Annotated in this window: 21 protein-coding genes; 7 read left to right on the top strand and 14 right to left on the bottom strand. The window is 56.3% G+C overall.

Annotated elements, in window-relative coordinates; genetic code table 11:
* Positions 1 to 84: 84 nt before the first annotated feature.
* From RBB44_RS17080 to RBB44_RS17070, 3 genes are read left to right on the top strand one after another with little or no spacing between them, the layout of a single operon-like run.
* Positions 85 to 528: a cytoplasmic protein gene (locus RBB44_RS17080; protein WP_306148846.1), complete on the top strand. Its 444-nt coding sequence runs from the start codon at positions 85 to 87 to the stop codon at positions 526 to 528.
* 23 nt (positions 529 to 551) lie between these two features.
* Complete coding sequence (locus tag RBB44_RS17075) at positions 552 to 1,211, top strand: ribonuclease T2 (protein ID WP_306148845.1); 660 nt, start codon at positions 552 to 554, stop codon at positions 1,209 to 1,211.
* Positions 1,212 to 1,248: 37 nt separating this feature from the next.
* Complete coding sequence (locus RBB44_RS17070) at positions 1,249 to 1,899, top strand: glutathione S-transferase family protein (protein WP_306148844.1); 651 nt, start codon at positions 1,249 to 1,251, stop codon at positions 1,897 to 1,899.
* A 44-nt stretch (positions 1,900 to 1,943) separates the two neighbouring features.
* On the opposite strand, the gene RBB44_RS17065 is transcribed toward RBB44_RS17070, so the two are convergent.
* From RBB44_RS17065 to RBB44_RS17025, 9 genes are all read right to left on the bottom strand, one after another.
* Positions 1,944 to 3,245 carry a multidrug effflux MFS transporter gene (locus tag RBB44_RS17065; RefSeq protein ID WP_208326650.1) on the bottom strand — a complete coding sequence of 434 codons (1,302 nt, stop codon included), beginning with the start codon at positions 3,243 to 3,245 and terminating at the stop codon, positions 1,944 to 1,946.
* A gap of 91 nt (positions 3,246 to 3,336) precedes the next feature.
* Positions 3,337 to 3,804, bottom strand: a complete 468-nt coding sequence (locus tag RBB44_RS17060) for a molybdenum cofactor biosynthesis protein MoaE (protein WP_306148842.1) — start codon at positions 3,802 to 3,804, stop codon at positions 3,337 to 3,339.
* A 3-nt stretch (positions 3,805 to 3,807) separates the two neighbouring features.
* Positions 3,808 to 4,059: a molybdopterin converting factor subunit 1 gene (moaD, locus tag RBB44_RS17055; protein ID WP_133947544.1), complete on the bottom strand. Its 252-nt coding sequence runs from the start codon at positions 4,057 to 4,059 to the stop codon at positions 3,808 to 3,810.
* Positions 4,060 to 4,090: 31 nt separating this feature from the next.
* Entirely contained in the window at positions 4,091 to 4,663 is a 573-nt protein-coding gene (gene pgsA / locus RBB44_RS17050; protein ID WP_133946040.1) for a CDP-diacylglycerol--glycerol-3-phosphate 3-phosphatidyltransferase, read from the bottom strand.
* Between the two features lie 137 nt (positions 4,664 to 4,800).
* Positions 4,801 to 5,136, bottom strand: coding sequence for an HlyU family transcriptional regulator (locus tag RBB44_RS17045; protein WP_008191612.1), 336 nt, complete (start codon positions 5,134 to 5,136; stop codon positions 4,801 to 4,803).
* Positions 5,137 to 5,186: 50 nt separating this feature from the next.
* Positions 5,187 to 5,774: a thymidine kinase gene (locus RBB44_RS17040; RefSeq protein ID WP_306148841.1), complete on the bottom strand. Its 588-nt coding sequence runs from the start codon at positions 5,772 to 5,774 to the stop codon at positions 5,187 to 5,189.
* A 114-nt stretch (positions 5,775 to 5,888) separates the two neighbouring features.
* Positions 5,889 to 6,986 (bottom strand): endonuclease/exonuclease/phosphatase family protein, encoded by a 1,098-nt coding sequence (locus RBB44_RS17035; protein WP_306148840.1) that lies wholly within the window; start codon positions 6,984 to 6,986, stop codon positions 5,889 to 5,891.
* A gap of 174 nt (positions 6,987 to 7,160) precedes the next feature.
* Positions 7,161 to 9,131 carry an excinuclease ABC subunit UvrC gene (gene uvrC, locus RBB44_RS17030; protein ID WP_306148839.1) on the bottom strand — a complete coding sequence of 657 codons (1,971 nt, stop codon included), beginning with the start codon at positions 9,129 to 9,131 and terminating at the stop codon, positions 7,161 to 7,163.
* Positions 9,132 to 9,198: 67 nt separating this feature from the next.
* Positions 9,199 to 10,203, bottom strand: a complete 1,005-nt coding sequence (locus RBB44_RS17025) for a calcium/sodium antiporter (RefSeq protein WP_306148838.1) — start codon at positions 10,201 to 10,203, stop codon at positions 9,199 to 9,201.
* Positions 10,204 to 10,526: 323 nt separating this feature from the next.
* On the opposite strand from RBB44_RS17025, the gene RBB44_RS17020 reads away from it, so the two are divergent.
* The gene (locus tag RBB44_RS17020) at positions 10,527 to 11,192 is read left to right on the top strand and encodes an outer membrane protein (RefSeq protein ID WP_209174369.1); all 666 of its coding nucleotides are present in this window, start codon (positions 10,527 to 10,529) and stop codon (positions 11,190 to 11,192) included.
* A gap of 108 nt (positions 11,193 to 11,300) precedes the next feature.
* Here the strand turns inward: RBB44_RS17020 and RBB44_RS17015 are convergent, their stop codons facing one another.
* On the bottom strand, positions 11,301 to 12,206 hold the full coding sequence (locus RBB44_RS17015; RefSeq protein WP_306148837.1) for a branched-chain amino acid aminotransferase: 906 nt from the start codon (positions 12,204 to 12,206) through the stop codon (positions 11,301 to 11,303).
* A gap of 248 nt (positions 12,207 to 12,454) precedes the next feature.
* Between RBB44_RS17015 and RBB44_RS17010 the strand changes: the two genes are divergently transcribed.
* Genes RBB44_RS17010 through RBB44_RS17000 form a run of 3 tightly spaced genes read left to right on the top strand, consistent with a single transcriptional unit; the run spans position 12,455 to position 15,160 of the window.
* Entirely contained in the window at positions 12,455 to 13,012 is a 558-nt protein-coding gene (locus RBB44_RS17010) for a MarR family winged helix-turn-helix transcriptional regulator (protein WP_306148836.1), read from the top strand.
* A 44-nt stretch (positions 13,013 to 13,056) separates the two neighbouring features.
* Positions 13,057 to 13,755: a response regulator gene (locus tag RBB44_RS17005; protein WP_133946027.1), complete on the top strand. Its 699-nt coding sequence runs from the start codon at positions 13,057 to 13,059 to the stop codon at positions 13,753 to 13,755.
* A 10-nt stretch (positions 13,756 to 13,765) separates the two neighbouring features.
* A complete protein-coding gene (locus RBB44_RS17000) occupies positions 13,766 to 15,160 on the top strand; it encodes an ATP-binding protein (protein WP_306148835.1) in 1,395 nt (464 codons plus the stop codon).
* Positions 15,161 to 15,190: 30 nt separating this feature from the next.
* Here the strand turns inward: RBB44_RS17000 and RBB44_RS16995 are convergent, their stop codons facing one another.
* The 4 genes from RBB44_RS16995 to RBB44_RS16980 all read right to left on the bottom strand — a co-directional run bounded on the left by RBB44_RS16995 (position 15,191) and on the right by RBB44_RS16980 (position 17,695).
* Positions 15,191 to 15,532: a tRNA-binding protein gene (locus tag RBB44_RS16995; RefSeq protein WP_306148834.1), complete on the bottom strand. Its 342-nt coding sequence runs from the start codon at positions 15,530 to 15,532 to the stop codon at positions 15,191 to 15,193.
* 74 nt (positions 15,533 to 15,606) lie between these two features.
* Complete coding sequence (locus RBB44_RS16990) at positions 15,607 to 16,296, bottom strand: TetR/AcrR family transcriptional regulator (RefSeq protein WP_306148833.1); 690 nt, start codon at positions 16,294 to 16,296, stop codon at positions 15,607 to 15,609.
* 83 nt (positions 16,297 to 16,379) lie between these two features.
* On the bottom strand, positions 16,380 to 17,198 hold the full coding sequence (gene proC / locus RBB44_RS16985) for a pyrroline-5-carboxylate reductase (protein WP_306148832.1): 819 nt from the start codon (positions 17,196 to 17,198) through the stop codon (positions 16,380 to 16,382).
* Positions 17,195 to 17,695, bottom strand: coding sequence for a YbjN domain-containing protein (locus RBB44_RS16980; RefSeq protein ID WP_209174376.1), 501 nt, complete (start codon positions 17,693 to 17,695; stop codon positions 17,195 to 17,197). Before RBB44_RS16980 ends, proC begins: the two co-directional genes overlap by 4 nt.
* Positions 17,696 to 17,885: the final 190 nt, after the last annotated feature.

The following is a 17,885-nucleotide window of genomic DNA, read 5'->3' as shown; positions in this document are numbered from 1 at the left end:
ATGAGCCGATTTTAACGATCCCTGCTTGACCTGCTCCCGGGTGTCGCCCATCGTCAGAGCCAAGCATTTTTCGGAGGTTCGGCTATGAGTTTGTTTCGTGTTGCCCGCTTTGCCCTTCCTGTGCTGGCCCTCTCGGGGATTATGACAGCCACCGCGGCAGCAGACGATCACCGGCTCTATTTCTCCAGTGAGCGATCAAATCAGTTGCCTGGCTGTGACGCCACTTCCGTTCAACGCGCTGTGCAGAACACTGTGAGGCGCGCTCCCAGCTACTTCAATGGGGTCCGCATCGTCCAGCTTGATAAAATCCGCGACACCACCTTCCGTGCCAACATATCCAGCGCTGTGACCCGCCGCTATTGCAGTGGAACTGCGAGCCTGTCGGACGGCAGCAGGGTGTCGGTCAAATATCTGCTGGAAGCTCATGCGGGCGTGTTCGGGATCAGCTGGAATGTCGAAACCTGTCTGAACCAGCGCGATAAGTGGTATGTTTATGGCGGCTCATGCCGTACGCTGACTGCGCAATAACCAACACTTGGACGCATCACATCATGAGATTGGCGAAATTTCTGCAGCACCTTGCTGTGGCGGCTACCGTTGCCTTCGGATTTTCGCCAACTGCCAAAGCCGACACACCCGGTGACTTCGACTTTTATGTCCTGGCGCTCTCCTGGTCCCCGGCCTACTGCCGGGAAGTTGGACCGGATGCCAGTCCCCACCAGTGTGATGTGCGGACACCGTTCCGCTTTGTTGTTCATGGTCTCTGGCCGCAATACGACCGCGGCTATCCGGAAAGCTGCGATACAAGCCAACGCCGGATTGATCGGCAGATTGCCTTTGATATGGACGACATCATGCCGAGCCACGGCCTGATATTTCATCAATGGCGCAAACACGGTACTTGCTCTGGCCTGACGCCTGAGGATTATTTTGATCTGACCCGGGACGCGTTCGAGAAGGTCAAGATTCCCAAAGCTTTCCGGACGATCAACAAACGCGGACAGGCCGCGCCATCCAAGATCGAAGCGGCATTCTCAAGCGTCAATCCGGGACTTTCCAAGGACGGCATCGCGATTGTTTGCGAACGCGGCGAACTTCAAGAAGTCCGAATCTGCATGTCGAAGGATCTGGATTTCCGCTCCTGTCATTCTGTCGATCGAAACGGCTGCCGCTCCGGTTCGCTCACCGTCGTCCCGCCGCTTGCCCGATAGCATCAGACATTTTCGTCTTCATGTAAGGAGTTTCACCATGATGAAATTGCGCTCGTCCCCGCCGTCACCGTTTGGACGCAAAGTCAAACTGGCTATGGCAATCTTGGGTCTCAAGGACCGGATCGAGATTGTCGAAGCCAACACAGCAGATCCCTCGGATGATCTGCGCAGCCAAAATCCGCTCGGAAAGATCCCGGCGCTCGTATTGGAAAACGGCGACGTCATCTACGACAGTTCGGTTATCCTGGAGTATCTCGATTTTCTGGCGGGCGGCGGCAAGCTGTTTCCACAAGGCGAAGCACGATTTCCGGTCCTTCGGGATCAAGCCCTCGCCAACGGAATGATGGATGCGGCGATCCTGAGGGTCTATGAGAAGCGTTTCAAGGAGCCCAAGTTCCGCGACCCGGACTGGGACACCTATCAGGCTGCGAAGATGGACCGCGCCCTGGCACATTTCGAAGCCAATGCTCCAGCTGCTCCAAAATCGGCTGACGATATTGATGCGGGTACGCTGACACTGGCGTGCGCTCTCGGATATCTGGACATTCGCTACAACGGCGACTGGCGATCTGATCATCCAAAACTGGTGGCCTGGCTGGACGCTTTTGAGACAGCAGTCCCTGCCTTTGCGGACACCAAAATGCCAGCAGCTCCGGTACCGGACAACGATCCGGCGCCCTTACGCTGATGCAAGAAGCCGGGCACCCGCCCGGCTTTTTTTCTATCGGTCAATTATTGGTCGCCGCGCTCCAATGCGTGGAACATACGGCCGCCTTCAGCAAACAAGATGCAGGCAATTGCGCTTAAGCCATAACAGGCAAATGCAAGCCCCAGCGGCATTGTCGACCCGTCAAAAAGCTGGCCCATCACATAACCTAAAATGGCGCCGCCCAGGGTGCTCACAAAACCGATCACTGACGATGCGGTGCCCGCGATATCGCCGAGCGGTTCCATCGCCATAGTGTTGAAGTTTGCACCCAAAAACCCAAACGTCGTCATGATCAGGGTTGTCAGGATGAGGAAGAGCCACAGGCTTTCAAATCCCAACGCAGCGACGGCCGCCAGAAGTGCCCCCAGCCCTGTGAAGATCAGTGCAGCGGTATGAGACAGGCGCCGCATACCGATGGCTTCCACCAGACGCGAGTTCATGAAGGATGAGATGGCCATTGCTATGGCAATCCCGGCAAAAACAACAGGGAAGTAAGCACCCAGCCCAAAGACATCGACAAAAATCTGCTGCGACATGGCGAGGAACGCGAACAGGCCGCCGAAAATGAACGACAGACCGATTGTGTAGCCGAGCGTCACACGGGTCGTGAGCGCCTTCCAGTAGGCCCCTGCGATGTTCGACATGACCATTGGCCGGCGGTGTTCCGGAGCCAGGGTTTCAGGCAAGCGCATCCAGGTCCAGACCAGCATCCCGACACCCGCTGCCAACAACATGGTGAAGATCCAGTGCCAGCCGGCAACGAACAGGATCGCCTGCCCGACCGACGGCGCGATGATTGGCACCGCCATGAACACCATCATGACAAGAGACATAACCTTCGCCATGCGCCGTCCGGTGTAGCAATCCCGCACGATTGAAAGGGCCGTGACCCGCGCCGCAGCGCAGCCAATCCCCTGCAGCACACGGGCCGCCAGAAACTGCGTGAGGTCATTCGTGATAATCGCCGCAATGCTGGCAAGGCTGTAAAGCACCAAGCCGCCGATCAGAACCTTCCGTCGGCCGAGGGAATCGGCGATCGGGCCAAAGAACAACTGACCTCCACCGAACCCAACCAGGTAGAGCAGCAAGACGGTCTGCCGGTTGTTTTCCTCCTGAATATTGAGCGCCTCGCCAATTGCCGGGAGAGCAGGCAGCATGACGTCAATTGCAAGCGCATTCAGCGCCATAAGCAGAGCGATGATTGTTACAAACTCGGCAAAGGGAATGCCCGGGTCCCGAAGGATCTCGGGTTTTGCAGCTCGGGCTGAGGGTTGCGCTCTGCCAGCCGGAGAGCCGTAGTCAGCAGACGTGTCGTTTTCTTTCACAAGGTATTCCGATCAAACAGAAAGGGCTCTCCCGATCCATTGATCGGCAGAGCACAAAAATTTGGCGGGCCACCTCAGAGGTAGCGAACCGTTAGGATGCGATCCACCTCTCGGCATCCGCATCGTCATCGGCTTTGGCCGCCACCCAAGTTTCAGCTTTCCCGGACACGAAGTGTTCTTTTTTCCAGAACGGTGCGCGGGTCTTTAGAAAATCCATCAAAAAGTCAGCCGCCTCAAAGGCGGCACGGCGGTGGGCAGAAGCGGCGACGACCAGTACAATCTGTTCCCCCGGCCGTATCTTCCCATACCGATGCACGACTGTCAGGCCGGTCAGCGGCCACCGTTTCAGGGCGTCGCTGGCGATCCGTTCCAATTCGGCTTCGGCCATGCCAGGATAATGCTCGAGTTCCAGCGCCGCAAGCGTTCCGGCCTCATCGCGGCATAACCCTGTGAAGGAGACAAGGGCACCGACATCCTGGCGCCCAGCTGTCAGGGAGTCCATTTCGAATTGCGCACTGAAGTCCTCAGCCTGAACGCGGACCGTTGCCTCCACCACCACGGCTTAGCCCCCTGTCATCGGCGGAAAGAAGGCCGCTTCCTTGGCATCACCGAGCTCCGCGTCAACTTCCACATGCATCTGATCCAGGGCGACGCGGATGGCTTCCTCGTCTTCAAATGCAAAAGCGTGATTGTCATCAATGGTCTTGAGATGACCGATCAGGTCTGCCACGGTCACAACAGTTGACGGCAATTCAATCGCCTCTTCTTCAACCCCAACACGCTCGCGCACCCAAGCAAAATAACGAATGTTCATTGTTCCCTCGACCGTTGACCGGTTCATCCCATTATTCCGTGATGAGGTGCCCGATCCCTGCACGGAAGTAATCGTACCCCGTATATAGGGTCAAAGTGGCTGCCACCCAAAGGGCAGTCAAACCAAGCAAAGACGTGTACGGGAAGATCAGGTCACCTGCTGGCCCCGCGAGAAGAAGGCCAATTGCAACCATCTGGACCGTGGTTTTCCATTTCGCCAGTTGGGTCACCGGCACACTGACCTGCAGCTCTGCGAGAAACTCGCGCAAACCGGACACCAGGATTTCGCGGCACAAGATGATGAGCGCGGCAATGATGGACCAGCCGCCGATCGTCCCATCCGCGGCAAGCATCAAAAGACATACAGAAACCAGCAGCTTATCGGCAATCGGGTCAAGCATCCGGCCAAGAGCAGACTGCTGCTGCCAGGCACGCGCCAGATACCCATCAAAGAAATCGGTGATCGCTGCGAGAACAAACAGTCCAACCGCAATCCAGCGCGGCGTTGTTCCCTCGAAATAAAAACAAAACGCAACAGCCGGTACGGCCAGGATCCGGCCGTAGGTCAAGATGTTCGGCAGACTGAAGGCGACGTTGTTTTTCATATTGGCTTTCTAAATCACCGTCTGTATCCGGCAGATGCGGCGCATGGCCCAGACCTCTGAACCTCTCAGACTCACGAGGATGTTGACCCAACGCTGGTCTACAAGGCCATATCTCGTCAAGCGGTCAAATGGAAGGATCAGCTGAAAATGCTGTCGCCCTGCTGGTCGATCATCATCTTGGCTTTCCGGATCATTTCATTCGCGGCTTCTGTTTCTCCCGGCAAGGTGTCCGCCCGGATGAACACATGGCTTTTCAGCTCTTCACCGTCCTGTTTTTCGATCCGTCCACGGACCTGCCACTGGCCCCCATTTTGCTGAGGCTCAGCGATGATTGTGTAGCTGTCATACTCGACCGACACGCTGTTGCCGGGCTTTTGCGGAGCATCAGACCCGCCAAACAATGACTTCAACACCTTGCCAAACATCTGGCCATCCTTCTCAAGAAGTAGATGCCGTTCTTTTAGGCCGGTCACGCGGGACCTTCAAGGTGTGGATCGGTAGAGTCCGCTCAGAAGCATGAAACCTATTGATTGTTTCCAAGATCACGGCCCGACCAGTGACGCCGGCAAAGGGAGATGTATTTATCATTTCCGCCAATGACGACCTGATCTCCCTCCTCAACGATATTGCCGTCTCCGTCCAGCCGGGCAACCATTGTCGCCTTGCGGCCACACCAGCAGATCGTCTTGATCTCCTTGAGATTGTCGGAGATAGCCAGCAAAGCAGCACTTCCCGGAAACAGTTTGCCCTGAAAATCAGTTCGCAAGCCGAAGCACATCACCGGTATGCGCAGGCCATCTGCAACGCGTGCCAGTTGCCAAACCTGCTCCTCGGTCAGGAACTGGGCTTCATCGACCAATACCGCGTGGATCTCGCGCTCTTTTCGTACAGCATCCACATGCGCGTAAAGGTCATCGGCAGACGAAAAAATGTCCGCGTCGGCGGCCAGCCCGATCCTGGATGCGATCCGCCCCTTGCCTGCCCTGTCATCCAAAGCCGCGATCAGCAACAACGTGTTCATGCCGCGTTCTTCATAGTTGTAAGCAGCTTGCAGCAAGGACGTTGATTTGCCCGCGTTCATGGACGAGTAGTTGAAATAGAGTTTGGCCATCGGGCTTTCTTCAGGAATCGGTCGAAAGGTTGCCGCAGTCTTTCCAATCCGATGCCTGAGCTCAATCGTTTTCTGGCCCGCCGCGCAGGCTATCCCCGCCCTGTTGTGCGTAGATTAGTTTTTAGCCTGCTCAGGGAGTTGAAGCGTCACCAGAAGCGGCCGGTGATCCGACCCGATGTGCGTACCTAGAGACACATCGACGATGCCGATGTCTTTTGAGACGGCCACCTGATCGACCGGGGAGCCCAGGATCCAGCGCAAGCGATAGTCAAAGAAGTACCGCGTCACCTGCGGGATGCGGTCTGGATAGGCCGTGACAAGGTCATTGGCTTCCAGTGACCTTTGGAACCTCGCAGACCACGGAGCACTGTTCCAATCGCCTATGGCGATCAGCGGTGTGGCAGCACTTTCAATCCGTTCGGCAATCACCGCGTCCATATTATCAAAATAAGCGCGCTTGTTTTGCCAGCGACGGGCTGTGCGGGGACTGTCCGAATGAACAGAAACCAGATCCACGGTCTGGCCATCAACGTTTATCGAGAATGACAGGATTTCGCGATCGGCATTGTAATGGACGCTTGCGCCTGGTGGCGTCACACCCGGGATAACCAGCGAAGAAGTGTCTTCAATTGGAAAGCGGGAAAAGATCACCAGTTCGCCAAGGTCTCCAACCAGCAGATGCTCCGGATAAACACTGGTATCCGGTCCGCCGATTGGCAAACCACGCTGATGCCACCGCCACTTTTGCAGATTCCAGAGCGTTTCCTGAAACACGATGATGTCGGGGTCGACTTCCTTCAGATAACTGGTGAGCACCGGGTCTCCGAGAAACAAGGCCTCCAGATTGATGGAGACAATCCTTATTTCCCTAGCATCTGTAGAAGAAGCGACCGGCGGCACCGTGTTCTCTATGGTCCGCAGACCTGTCAGTACAGCCAGCGTGATCGTGGCTAGGGCTGCAATCACGACCAGCAACCGATAGGCCCCACGCAAACTGCGGACAAACCAAAAGCCGGCAACCGCACAGAGCGTGCCGCCAATGCCTCCATACAAAAACTGCCAGAGGAAAAAGCTCATGTTGTCGGACAACCAGTAGTCCGGTGCAATAAATGACGAAAGACCAAGAGACGCGGCGAACACCGCACCCAGACCGCAGCACCAAGCCGCCAGAACGAGGAGCGGGCGGCCGATTTTCACCACCTCCTCAAACATCAGTGATCCGGCTTTTTGAGCTGTGTTGGTTCTGCTGGACGCGCAATACGGTTATGCCTTCTCAAGAACGAAGCGTGCCTTTGCCATTTACAGACTTCACCGTCAAAGCACCAGCCAGTTCAACCGTTTTGCCGAACCACTGCACGGGGACTTATATGCCATTTGGCGGATAAATTACTCATGAAAGTGGTCGTAGACCAGTCGGGCGATGGCTTCGGAGATCCCTGGCACAGCAGCAAGGTCATCGACCCCGGCTTTGGAGACCGCTTTCGCGGTCCCGAAATGCGAGAGCAACGCCTTCTTCCGAGTGGGGCCAATACCGGCAATCTCGTCCAGCGGGTTCTTGGCGATATCCTTTTTCCGGCGGGCCCTGTGAGATCCGATCGCGAACCGGTGCGCTTCATCCCGGAGGCGCTGAACGAAATAAAGGACCGGATCCCGCTCTGGCAGCATGAATGAGGGTTTGCCGGTGATGAAGAACTTCTCCCGACCTGCGTCCCGTTCCGGCCCCTTTGCGATCCCGACCAGCGGCACATCGGTCAGGCCAAGCTCTTCCAGTGTCTCCCGCGCAGCCGTCAGCTGACCCTGCCCGCCATCGATCAAAACCAGATCCGGCCAGGCTGGAATATCCGTGTCGACCGGGGCATCGGCTTCTTCCGCTTCCGGAGTATCTTTAGGATTGGGCGTTTCACCGCCCTCTGGCCGGGCATGCTCTTTCATGAGACGTGAGAAACGGCGCGTCAGGACCTCCCGCATCATGCCGTAGTCATCGCCGGGAACCAGATCATCTGACTTGATGTTGAACTTCCGGTAGTGCGCCTTTGCAAATCCTTCAGGGCCCGCAACGATCATGCCACCAACAGCATTGGTGCCCATGATGTGCGAGTTATCATAAACTTCGATACGGCGCGGAGGGGTCGCCAGGTCGAAAGCTTCCGCAACGCCTTTAAGCAACCTTGCCTGGCTTGAGGTTTCCGCAAGCCGCCGCCCCAATGCTTCGCGCGCGTTTGTCATGGCGTGCAGGACAAGTTCTTTTTTCTCGCCGCGCTTGGGAACCGTTACCTCAACCTTGCGGCTCATCCGTTCGCTCAAGGCTTCACCTAAGAGCTCTTGCTCACCGAGCGGATGAGACAACAGGATCTGTTTGGGCGCTGGCTTGTCGTCATAGAACTGGGCCAGGAAGCTTTCCAGAATGTCAGCCTCGTCCCAGGACTTGTCAGCCTTCGGGAAGTAGGCGCGGTTGCCCCAGTTTTGTCCCGTTCGGAAAAAGAATACCTGGACACAGGATTGCCCGCCCTCCTGGTGGATGGCGAAGACGTCTGCTTCATCCACCGTCTGAGGGTTGATGCCCTGATGCGCCTGAACGTGAGACAGCGCTGCCAAACGATCTCGATAGATCGCCGCCCGCTCGAATTCCAGGTCGTCAGAAGCGGTTTCCATCTGGGCAGCCAACTGTTCTTTGATCAATTGGCTGCGCCCGGACAAGAACGCCTTGGCTTCGGAAACGAGGCCCGCATAGTCTTCCGGCGCGATTTCCCCGGTACACGGTCCGGCGCAGCGCTTGATCTGATATTGAAGACAAGGCCGTGTCCGGTTCTCGTAATAGCTGTCCGAACAGGTCCGGATTAAAAAAGCCTTTTGCAGGGCATTGATCGTCCGGTCGACGGCCCCGGCCGAGGCGAACGGGCCGAAATAGTCGCCCTTGCGCTTGCGAGCCCCCCGGTGTTTGACGATGGCCGCGGATTCATGATCACCGGTGACCAGAATGTAGGGGAATGACTTATCGTCCCGCAAAAGCACGTTGAAACGCGGTCTGAACCGTTTGATCAGGTTGGCTTCAAGCAGCAGGGCTTCCGGTTCGGTGTTGGTGACGACAAATTCCATCGCGGCCGTCGCAAGGATCATGCGCATGATCCGGTTCGATTGCCCCTGCAGGCGGGTGTAGCTGGTCACCCGTTTCTTCAGGCTTCGCGCCTTGCCGACGTAGAGAACCTCTCCGTTTTCATCGAGCATGCGGTAAACACCTGGCCCGTTGGGCAGACGTTTGACCTCGCGGGCGATGACTTCAACACCCTTCAGAACCGGCGCATCCTCAGCGCCTTTCGAGTTTTCTGTTGAAGTATCGGTTTCGGACACGTCGCCCATGCTGGTCCTTTTGTGAGGATCGGAGAGTATTGGTCTGAAGTCATCTGAAAGGCGTGGTTCGCCTCACTCAGCCGGCATAGCCCAGCATGTAAACGCTGGCGATGTAAAGGCCGTATGCGGCTGTCATCACAAACCCTGAAATCCGGCCAAGACAGACCTTGAACCCGGCGAGCGCGGTCAGCAACACCGCACAGGCGAGCATCACCCAGATATCGAGCTTCAGAACCTCTTGCGGGACATCGATGGGAACAACGACAGCCGTGATCCCGATAATCGCGAGAAGGTTGAAGATATTCGATCCGATGACGTTGCCGATCGCCACGGCGCCATGCTGCCGGATTGCGGCCATAACAGTTGTTGCAAGTTCCGGAAGGGAGGTTCCAAGCGCGATCACCGTCAAACCAATCACTGCATCGCTCACACCCCAGGCCGTTGCGATGGTCGTTGCACCACTGATGGTGAAATGCGCGCCAAGCGGAAGACCGACGAGACCCAGGCCGATGTAGATGAGCGCAACCCAGATGGAATCGGGAACGTCATCGACGTCTTCCAGTTCATCATCGTTATCCATGACCTCCGCAGTGACATCCGCACCAGCTGCAGCGGCTTTTAGATCCTTCCGATGGCGCCGCGCGGCAATTGTGGACCCGCCAAGAAACACGGCCAGCAACGCCAAAAGAAGAATGCCCGACCACAGCCCGATCGGCGAGAAAAAACAAAGTGCAATGAAAACCAGCGTGACGCCAACCATGAAGAGCGCAGTCCGGGTGGCGCCCTGTTCGCCGCAAGGTGTCGCAGCAATCAAAGCGGGCATACCGAGCACGAGCAACACATTCGCAATGTTGGACCCGACCACATTTCCGATTGCAATCCCGCTGGCATTATCCAGCGCTGCCTTGAGTGAAATGACAAGTTCTGGCGCCGATGTGCCGAACGCAACAATTGTCAATCCGATGACGAGGTTCGGAATGCCAAGCCTCTGAGCGACCCCGACAGAGCCTCTGACCAAGACATCGCCGGCAATGATGAGTGCAACCAATCCACCTGCCAGGCTTAAATAGTCAAACAGCATTCTGAGTTCCGGTTCGGGTCTGAGGGTTGAAATACGGCAGATTTGGGATCGCCGTTCTTTCGACTGGGCGCGTTATACGCAATAGATTGGTGCGGGGAAAGCGGGGAACAAGGATCTTTCTTGTCCAGTCACTGCAAATCGCAACGGTCTTAATCTCTGGTTCACACTGACAGAAATTTGCCGCCATTAGTCATCAAAACTCCATAATCTCTGACCCGATCCGCCACAAACGATCTCCATATCTTCAAACCGGGGGAAGGTGTGGACGCGACTTCGAGCGCGTCTTGAATTGAATGAGTTAGTGTGGATCTGGAGTATTTTCAATGAACCGTCTTGCACTTGCAGGTTTTGCCCTCACTGCCAGCGCTGCAGGAGCGCTCGCTGCCGACCTGCCGCAGTCACCTGCACCGGCGCCAGCATATGACGCTGTCCCGGCAGGACAGCAAAGCATCGACTGGACCGGCTTTTACATCGGGACACAGCTTGGCTGGGCCTTTGGCAACTTTGACAACAGCACCGGTGGCGCAAGCCGTGGTTTCAACGACAACGGTGTCGCTGGCGGAGCTTATGCCGGATACAATTTCCAGGTCACTCCGAATGTTGTCGTCGGTCTGGAATCCGATTTCAGCCTGACTGATCTGGAAAAGAGCGGGACCGTCAACGGTCTCTCCCTCAAGTCCAGCTCTGACTGGAACGCAAACTTCCGCGGCCGTCTCGGCTACGCGTTTGACCGCTACATGATCTATGGTGCGGGTGGTTTGGCTATCGCCGACCTGGAAGCAACAGCCAATGGTGTCTCCGACAGCAAAACTGCTCTCGGCTGGACATTGGGCGCTGGTGCTGAAGCCGCGATTACGTCCAATGTTGTCGCCCGCTTCGACTACAGCTACCAGGATTTCGGCGATCAGGACTTTAACCTCGGTGGAACCGGTGTCAGCACCGAGTTCAATGACCACCAGGTACGGGCCGGTATTGCCTACAAGTTCTAAACTTGGAATTCAGGCAAACCTAAAAGAAAACCCGGCGCAGGCGTGCCGGGTTTTCTTTGTTGTAGGTTCAGCGATCGAACCTGCCGAACCTTGTCTCTTTGCAAGCGATTAGCCGGTCGCTGCAGTTTTCATCTCGCCAACTTGCGGGCGGACGGCCGCGTCATAGTCTTCCATCAACGTCTTGATGATGTCACCAACGACATAGCTGTTTCCGGCGATTTCAGACACCGGCGTCACTTCGGCAGCTGTCCCGGTAACGAAACACTGCTCGAAGCTTGAGAGCTCTTCCGGCATGATGACCCGTTCAACAACCTCAATGCCACGGTCCTTGGCAAGACCGATCACAGTCTGCCGGGTAATCCCGTTCAGGAAGCAGTCGGGCGTCGGTGTGTGGATCTTGCCGTCTTTAACGAAAAACACGTTCGCACCGGTGGCCTCGGCAACCTGGCCGCGCCAATCGAGCATCAGAGCATCAGTGTAGCCCTTTGCCTCGGCGGCATGTTTGGAGATCGTGCAGATCATGTACAGACCGGCAGCCTTGGCCTTGAACGGAGCCGTTCTCGGATCCGGACGGCGATAGTCCGCCATATCAAGCCGAATACCCTTCAAACGCTCTTCCGGCGCAAAGTAGCTCGGCCATTCCCATGCGGCGATCGCAAGGTGAATGGTGTTCTTCTGGGCGGAAATGCCCATCATCTCACTGCCGCGCCAAGCGACCGGGCGAATATAGGCGTTCGTCAAGTTCATGCGTGCAAGAGTTTCTTCCTTGGCAGCATTGATCTGCTCCGCCGTCCAGGGAATTTCAAACCCGAGCTCGCGGGCAGATGCCAGCAGACGCTCGGTATGCTCTTCGGACTTGAAGATACGTCCGCCATAGGCGCGTTCACCTTCAAACACGCTGCTTCCGTAATGCAACCCGTGGCTCAACACATGCAGCTTGGCATCGGACCAGGGCACAAAAGTCCCGTCATACCAGATATCACCTGTCAGCTGATCAAAGGGCTGTGCAGCCATGTCTTAAACTCCCGCCCGCTCTCCTGAGCGTGTTTTCATTTTTCAGTCGCGTTTTCAATCGGCTCAGGCGTACAACGGCCCATTGAATGGCTGTATCTTTTGCACAGCACGCCAACTATCGGTATCTTGAGAAGCGCGCCGTTCCTGATTGGATTCGTTTGTCGTTAAATGCTGAAAAAAGCAACAAAACGACCAATCATTTCGCACACCGTGGTCAACAAGTAACAATCGGTCCTAAATAAGTCAATATGACTGACATAAATTTCAAAGCGTCCCTGCCCGCCGAATCCAAGCCTTTGAGCCAGTCTGAACCGGCAGGAGACAATGACGGAGCCGCAAACGCTGTTCCCTACGATCTGATCGAACTTTTGTTTTTTGCCTATCGCGATTTTACCGGCGATCCGGATGATGTTCTGGCGGAATATGATTTCGGCCGCGCCCATCACCGAGTGCTCCATTTCGTGGAACGCAATCCCGGGATCATGGTGACTGACTTGCTTGGCATTTTGAGGATCACCAAACAAAGCCTCGGGCGGGTGCTGAAACAGTTGGTCGACGCGGATATCATCGAGCAGCGTGAAGGCCCGCATGATCGCCGCCAGCGCCTTTTGTACACAACGGAACGTGGCCAGGTGCTTGCGGATGATCTTGCCCGCTTGCAGCAAAAGCGCCTTGAACGCGCCCTAATTGGACTGCCTGATGGCGCCGACGTGATTGTCCGGCAATTCTTGTTGCAAGTCATTGATCCTGAAGCCAGGAACGACATTGTCGGGCTGATCCGCAGTTCATACGAATTGAAAGACTGATCTGGCGTCCGCCGGGTTCATCGTTTGGAAGGACAAATGCGCCGATGACTGTGACGGCTCCTGATGACAATGCCCCTCATCTCCTACTGGTAGATGACGACAGCCGGATCCGGGACCTTCTGGGACGGCTGTTGAAGGACAACGGATATCGCGTGTCTGCCGCGGCCAATGCGGCCGAAGCACGGGTTTGCCTGTCCGGGTTGGAGTTTGATCTGATCATTCTCGACGTCATGATGCCGGGTGAAACCGGAACGGAACTGGCAACGTCACTCCGGGAAACGTCACAGGTTCCAATCCTGATGCTGACAGCAAGAACGGATGCTCCCGACAGGATCGCCGGCCTGGAGGCGGGCGTCGACGATTACCTCGGCAAGCCGTTTGAACCGAAGGAATTGTTGCTGCGCATCGGTGCCATTCTGCGCCGAGGCCAATACCAACCGCCAACGACGGTGACGGAAATCCGGTTCGGACCGTTTTGCTACAACACATCGCGGGGTGAACTCAAAAACGGCGACAGCTCGATCCGCCTCACCGACCGCGAGAAACAGATCCTGTCGATTTTCGCAGAACAACCCGGCGCCACCGTTCCGCGGCACAAGATTGTCGGCGATGACAGTGGCCTCGGTGAACGCACGGTCGACGTCCAGATCAACAGGTTACGCCGGAAAATCGAAGATGATCCGGGCAACCCCGTCTACCTGCAAACCGTTCGGGGCATCGGCTACCGGCTTGCGTGTGACTAGGGCCTGTTGAATGGCGAGTATTGAAAGCTTTCTACAGCGGTATGCAGCTTTTCTTCCCGTCAAGGCTGCTCATCGCGGCTATCGCCGCGTCTCCCGGTTTCTCTACCGGGTCATGCCGAAAGGCCTTTACACCCGAACCTTTCTGATCATCGTGATCCCGGTTGTCATACTGCAATCGGTGATCGCCTTCGTCTTCATGGAGCGGCACTATCAACTTGTGTCGCGGCGCATGTCTGAAGCCGTGGTTCGTGAGATTGCAGCTGTTGTCTATGTTCTTGAGAACTACCCGCAAGATCCGGCGCATGCAAAGATCGAAGAACTGGGCGCGAGGGCGCTCGGCATGTCCATGTCGATCCTGCCGCTGGAGCCGTTGCCTCCCCCCGCTCCGAAGCCGTTTTTCGATGTCATTGATCAGGAGCTCAGCAAGGCGATCAGCCAACGGATCGGCCGGCCATTTTGGATCGATACCGTCGGCCGGTCGCGGTTTGTCGAAATTCGAATTCAGCTGCAAAACGAGGTTCTTCGTGTCTTTACACGCCGGAGCCAGACCTTTGCCTCAAACTCACACATTTTCCTTGTGTGGATGTTTTCGACAGCCCTTGTTCTGATCATCATCGCGCTCTTGTTTTTGCGCAATCAAATGCGCCCGATCATCCGTCTTGCAAACGCGGCTGAGGCATTCGGCAAGGGCCGCCCGGTCGGCGATTACAAGGCAAGCGGAGCTTTGGAAGTCCGGCGCGCGGGGGTCGCCTTTGCCGACATGCGCCGGCGGATCGAACGGCAGATCGACCAACGCACAACAATGCTGGCAGGTGTGAGCCATGACCTACGTACCATCCTGACCCGCATGCGGTTGCAGCTTGCGTTTCTTGGCGACACGCCGGAAAGCGAAGCCATGCGCAAAGACGTGGATGAAATGAGCAACATGCTGGAGGATTATCTGGCGTTTGCCAAAGGCGATGGCGATGAAGAGCCGCAAGAAACCGATTTGGCGCTTTTGTTCGAAGAGCTTGAGGAAGAGAGCGAGATTTCCGGCAACAACGTCAAAGCCGATTTTGACGGCCCCTCGGAAGTTCTGCTTCGCCGGAACTCGATGAAACGGTGCCTCTCAAACCTGGTGACCAACGGCTGCAAGTATGGGCAGCGTGTCGAGCTCAATGGAACAATTGAGAATGACTGGTTGATCATCACCGTCGATGATGACGGCCCGGGCATTCCCGAGGATCAGCGCGATATGGCGTTTCGTGCTTTTCACCGCCTTGATTTGGCGCGCAATCAGGACAAGACCGGGAGTGGCCTCGGCCTTGCAATTGCCCGCGATATCACGCGGTCACACGGCGGCGATCTCTACCTCGAAGACAGCCCGCTTGGCGGGTTGCGCGCCCGCCTCAGGATCCCGGCTTAAGTGACAATGAGATAGTTAGAACCAGAAGACTTAATAGAGCCGCCCGCCGATTGGCACGTCCTTGTCGGGGGTCATCAGGACGACCTCTCCATCGGCGTCTGGAACACCAAGTGTGAGGACCTCAGACCTGACAGGTCCAATTTGGCGCGGTGGGAAGTTGACCACCGCCATGACCAAGCGGCCAACAAGCGTCTCGGGCGTGTAGTGTTTCGTGATCTGGGCAGAGGTTTTCTTGGTTCCGATCTCTGGTCCGAAATCGATCCGGAGTTTGTAGGCAGGTTTCCGCGCTTCGGGAAACTCCTCAGCCTCAACAACGCGGCCCACACGTACGTCAACTTTCAAAAAATCGTCAAAACTTATTTGGTCACTCACGGTTCACTCCATTTTTGAGCGACCATGATCGCTAAACCAGCAGGAGTAAACCCTGGAAATTACGCGCCCTGTTCTTACGGCATCGGCATTTCAGCGTCGGCCGCAAAATCATCATCTTCTCGAGATCTGCTGCGGCTCCGGCCGCGCCTGGACGCAGATTTGATAAATTTGCGCAAACCCTTTGCCATTCCTTCCAATCGGTTTAGGCGCTTCATGAAAGACACGCCATTGTCGAGTTCCTTGTCGAGGCGCGCCATGGTGCGCGGCATGCCTTCATCCGGTTCGTCCAACCAGGTATCGACGACCTTTGCAAACGCCATTACGAGCCCTTGGGCAACCACTGTGCCCTTTGCTCCAGCCAGATCGATTCCCGCGGCGACAAGCATCCATTTCTGCGAGCGTATGGCGATGCGATTGAATTCAAGTGCCAGGCCCGGGTCTTCATCGGCTGCGGTTTTGAGGGCCCGGACGGCCTCCTTATGCTCCGCCAGAGCATCTATGCGTGTCATCAGGATATCGAACAGACGGTCACGTGCCGGCTGATTATCCATACCCTCGTCGCGCTCGTCCAAAACCGCAGCGTCAATGCTCTCCGCAAATGCTTCGACCAGAGCAAGTTTGGACGGGTACGCACGCCGAAGGTCCGACAATTTGACTTTGGCGGTCTCGGCAATCAGCTGAAGCGAGACATCCTCGTAGGGATGCTTTTCAAGCAACTCCAGAAAAACGGTGAGGATCTTCTGCTTCGTCTTGGCGGTTGCCATGCCCTGGTCTCCTGTTTCCTAACCGGAAGATAGGAGACCAGCGATGCGGCGAAAAGGGGTATCTCGCCGCACCCGTTGCGGTTTTAGCCTGCCAGTTCTTTTGCCCGTTTCACAGCAGCAGCGACTGCCTCGGTCATGATGGGCAGGATTCCACTTTCAGACATCAAAACATCTAACGCGGCCGCGGTCGTCCCGTTCGGGCTGGTGACGTTCTGACGCAAAATCGCCGGGTCCTCTCCGGACTGGTGCATCAATTCACCAGCTCCGCAAACTGTGGCTATGGCCAATTGCTCCGCAAGCTCCTCGGTCAAACCCACAGCTTTGCCGGCTTCTTTCAACGTTTCGGTCATGTAGAAAACATAGGCGGGTCCCGAACCACTGACGCCGGTGACGAGGTCAATCTGGTCCTCGCTGTCCAGCCAAACGACCTTGCCGACGGCGGAAAGAAGCTGGGAGATCGTGTTCTTTTGCGCGTCCGTAACTTTTTCGGTTGGGTAAACTGCAGTAATGCCTCGTTTCACCATGGCAGGCGTGTTCGGCATGCACCGTGCCGTCGGGATGTCTCCGAAAAACTCCTGAAACTTGCGTACCGGCGTTCCGGCAGCGACCGAAAGGACCAGCGTGCTGTCGTCGCTGGCGGGCACCAAACCAGGCAGCACATCATCCATCATCTGCGGCTTAACGGCCACGAGTATGATACCCGCAGTCACATTATCCGGCATCTGCGCAGCATGACCAATGCCATGTTTTTTCAAAAGCGCACCGATTTCCGGCGATAAAAAGGGATCAACAACAAGAATGGATGCCGGATCAATTCCCTCCGCCATCCATCCAGACAACATCGCCCCACCCATCTTGCCAGCGCCGACAAGAACAAAGGGGCGCTCCTTGGAAAACGTCATGCTTCTCCTGCAGTTTCAAAAAGGGCTGTACTGAGGGCCTCCGACGCGGAGTGGCCAGCCCAGACCACAAACTGGAAGGCTTGATAGAACCGCTCGCAGTTATCAAGCGCATTGGCCAGCATGGCCTCGATTTGTGCCGAAGTCGGCTCCGCGCCGCCTGCGAGCAGCAGGGATTGGCGGAACATGACCACACCTTCCTTGCTCCAGAGATCGAAGTGGCCAGCCCACAGCTGTTCATTGACCAGTGCCAAGAGCCGGACAACCTCGGTCTTTCTGATCTCCGTCACCTTCAAGTCGAAGGCACACGCCAAGTGAAGCGCCTCAACATCTTCCATCCAGGAAAAGGAGACGTGGTAATCACACCAATTTCCGGCAATGGAAATCGTGATCTCATCGTCATCTGAGCGCTCGAACGTCCAGTCGTTCAAGGCCGCAACAGTTTCGATGGTATCCACGGGATTCTCAGGTCGCTCGAAGTCGATCTCGATGAGGCTCATATGCCTTCTCCCCTTCCAGCCGGGGCCGTATACCCGATCAGGATAACCGGGTGGGCCGCCGGGGTAAGTCCCAAGCCGAGGAGCAAAGGCGCGTCCTTGTCTGGCCCAATCGTTAGACCGGTTCCGCCTTGCTCCGAACGAATCCCTGTTATCTTTGAGTATAGGTGCAGGAAGGACTTGAGGCCTACCT

The sequence above is a fragment of the Roseibium sp. MMSF_3247 genome (assembly GCF_030733765.1).
In the GTDB taxonomy this organism is placed as follows: Bacteria; Pseudomonadota; Alphaproteobacteria; order Rhizobiales; family Stappiaceae; genus Roseibium.
This window is presented reverse-complemented; position numbering and strand designations above follow the sequence as displayed.

Bases quoted from the DNA above. Each gene is read 5' to 3' on its own strand.
- RBB44_RS17025 (WP_306148838.1), bottom strand. From the start codon at position 10,203: ATGCTGTTTGACTATTTAAGCCTGGCAGGTGGATTGGTTGCACTCATC.
- RBB44_RS17035 (WP_306148840.1), bottom strand. From the start codon at position 6,986: ATGTTTGAGGAGGTGGTGAAAATCGGCCGCCCGCTCCTCGTTCTGGCG.
- RBB44_RS17020 (WP_209174369.1), top strand. From the start codon at position 10,527: ATGAACCGTCTTGCACTTGCAGGTTTTGCCCTCACTGCCAGCGCTGCA.
- pgsA (WP_133946040.1), bottom strand. From the start codon at position 4,663: ATGAAAAACAACGTCGCCTTCAGTCTGCCGAACATCTTGACCTACGGC.
- RBB44_RS17075 (WP_306148845.1), top strand. From the start codon at position 552: ATGAGATTGGCGAAATTTCTGCAGCACCTTGCTGTGGCGGCTACCGTT.
- RBB44_RS17000 (WP_306148835.1), top strand. From the start codon at position 13,766: ATGGCGAGTATTGAAAGCTTTCTACAGCGGTATGCAGCTTTTCTTCCC.
- RBB44_RS16990 (WP_306148833.1), bottom strand. From the start codon at position 16,296: ATGGCAACCGCCAAGACGAAGCAGAAGATCCTCACCGTTTTTCTGGAG.
- RBB44_RS17070 (WP_306148844.1), top strand. From the start codon at position 1,249: ATGATGAAATTGCGCTCGTCCCCGCCGTCACCGTTTGGACGCAAAGTC.
- RBB44_RS17040 (WP_306148841.1), bottom strand. From the start codon at position 5,774: ATGGCCAAACTCTATTTCAACTACTCGTCCATGAACGCGGGCAAATCA.
- proC (WP_306148832.1), bottom strand. From the start codon at position 17,198: ATGACGTTTTCCAAGGAGCGCCCCTTTGTTCTTGTCGGCGCTGGCAAG.
- RBB44_RS17015 (WP_306148837.1), bottom strand. From the start codon at position 12,206: ATGGCTGCACAGCCCTTTGATCAGCTGACAGGTGATATCTGGTATGAC.
- RBB44_RS17010 (WP_306148836.1), top strand. From the start codon at position 12,455: ATGACTGACATAAATTTCAAAGCGTCCCTGCCCGCCGAATCCAAGCCT.
- RBB44_RS17005 (WP_133946027.1), top strand. From the start codon at position 13,057: ATGACTGTGACGGCTCCTGATGACAATGCCCCTCATCTCCTACTGGTA.
- moaD (WP_133947544.1), bottom strand. From the start codon at position 4,059: ATGAACATTCGTTATTTTGCTTGGGTGCGCGAGCGTGTTGGGGTTGAA.
- RBB44_RS16980 (WP_209174376.1), bottom strand. From the start codon at position 17,695: ATGAGCCTCATCGAGATCGACTTCGAGCGACCTGAGAATCCCGTGGAT.
- RBB44_RS17080 (WP_306148846.1), top strand. From the start codon at position 85: ATGAGTTTGTTTCGTGTTGCCCGCTTTGCCCTTCCTGTGCTGGCCCTC.
- uvrC (WP_306148839.1), bottom strand. From the start codon at position 9,131: ATGGGCGACGTGTCCGAAACCGATACTTCAACAGAAAACTCGAAAGGC.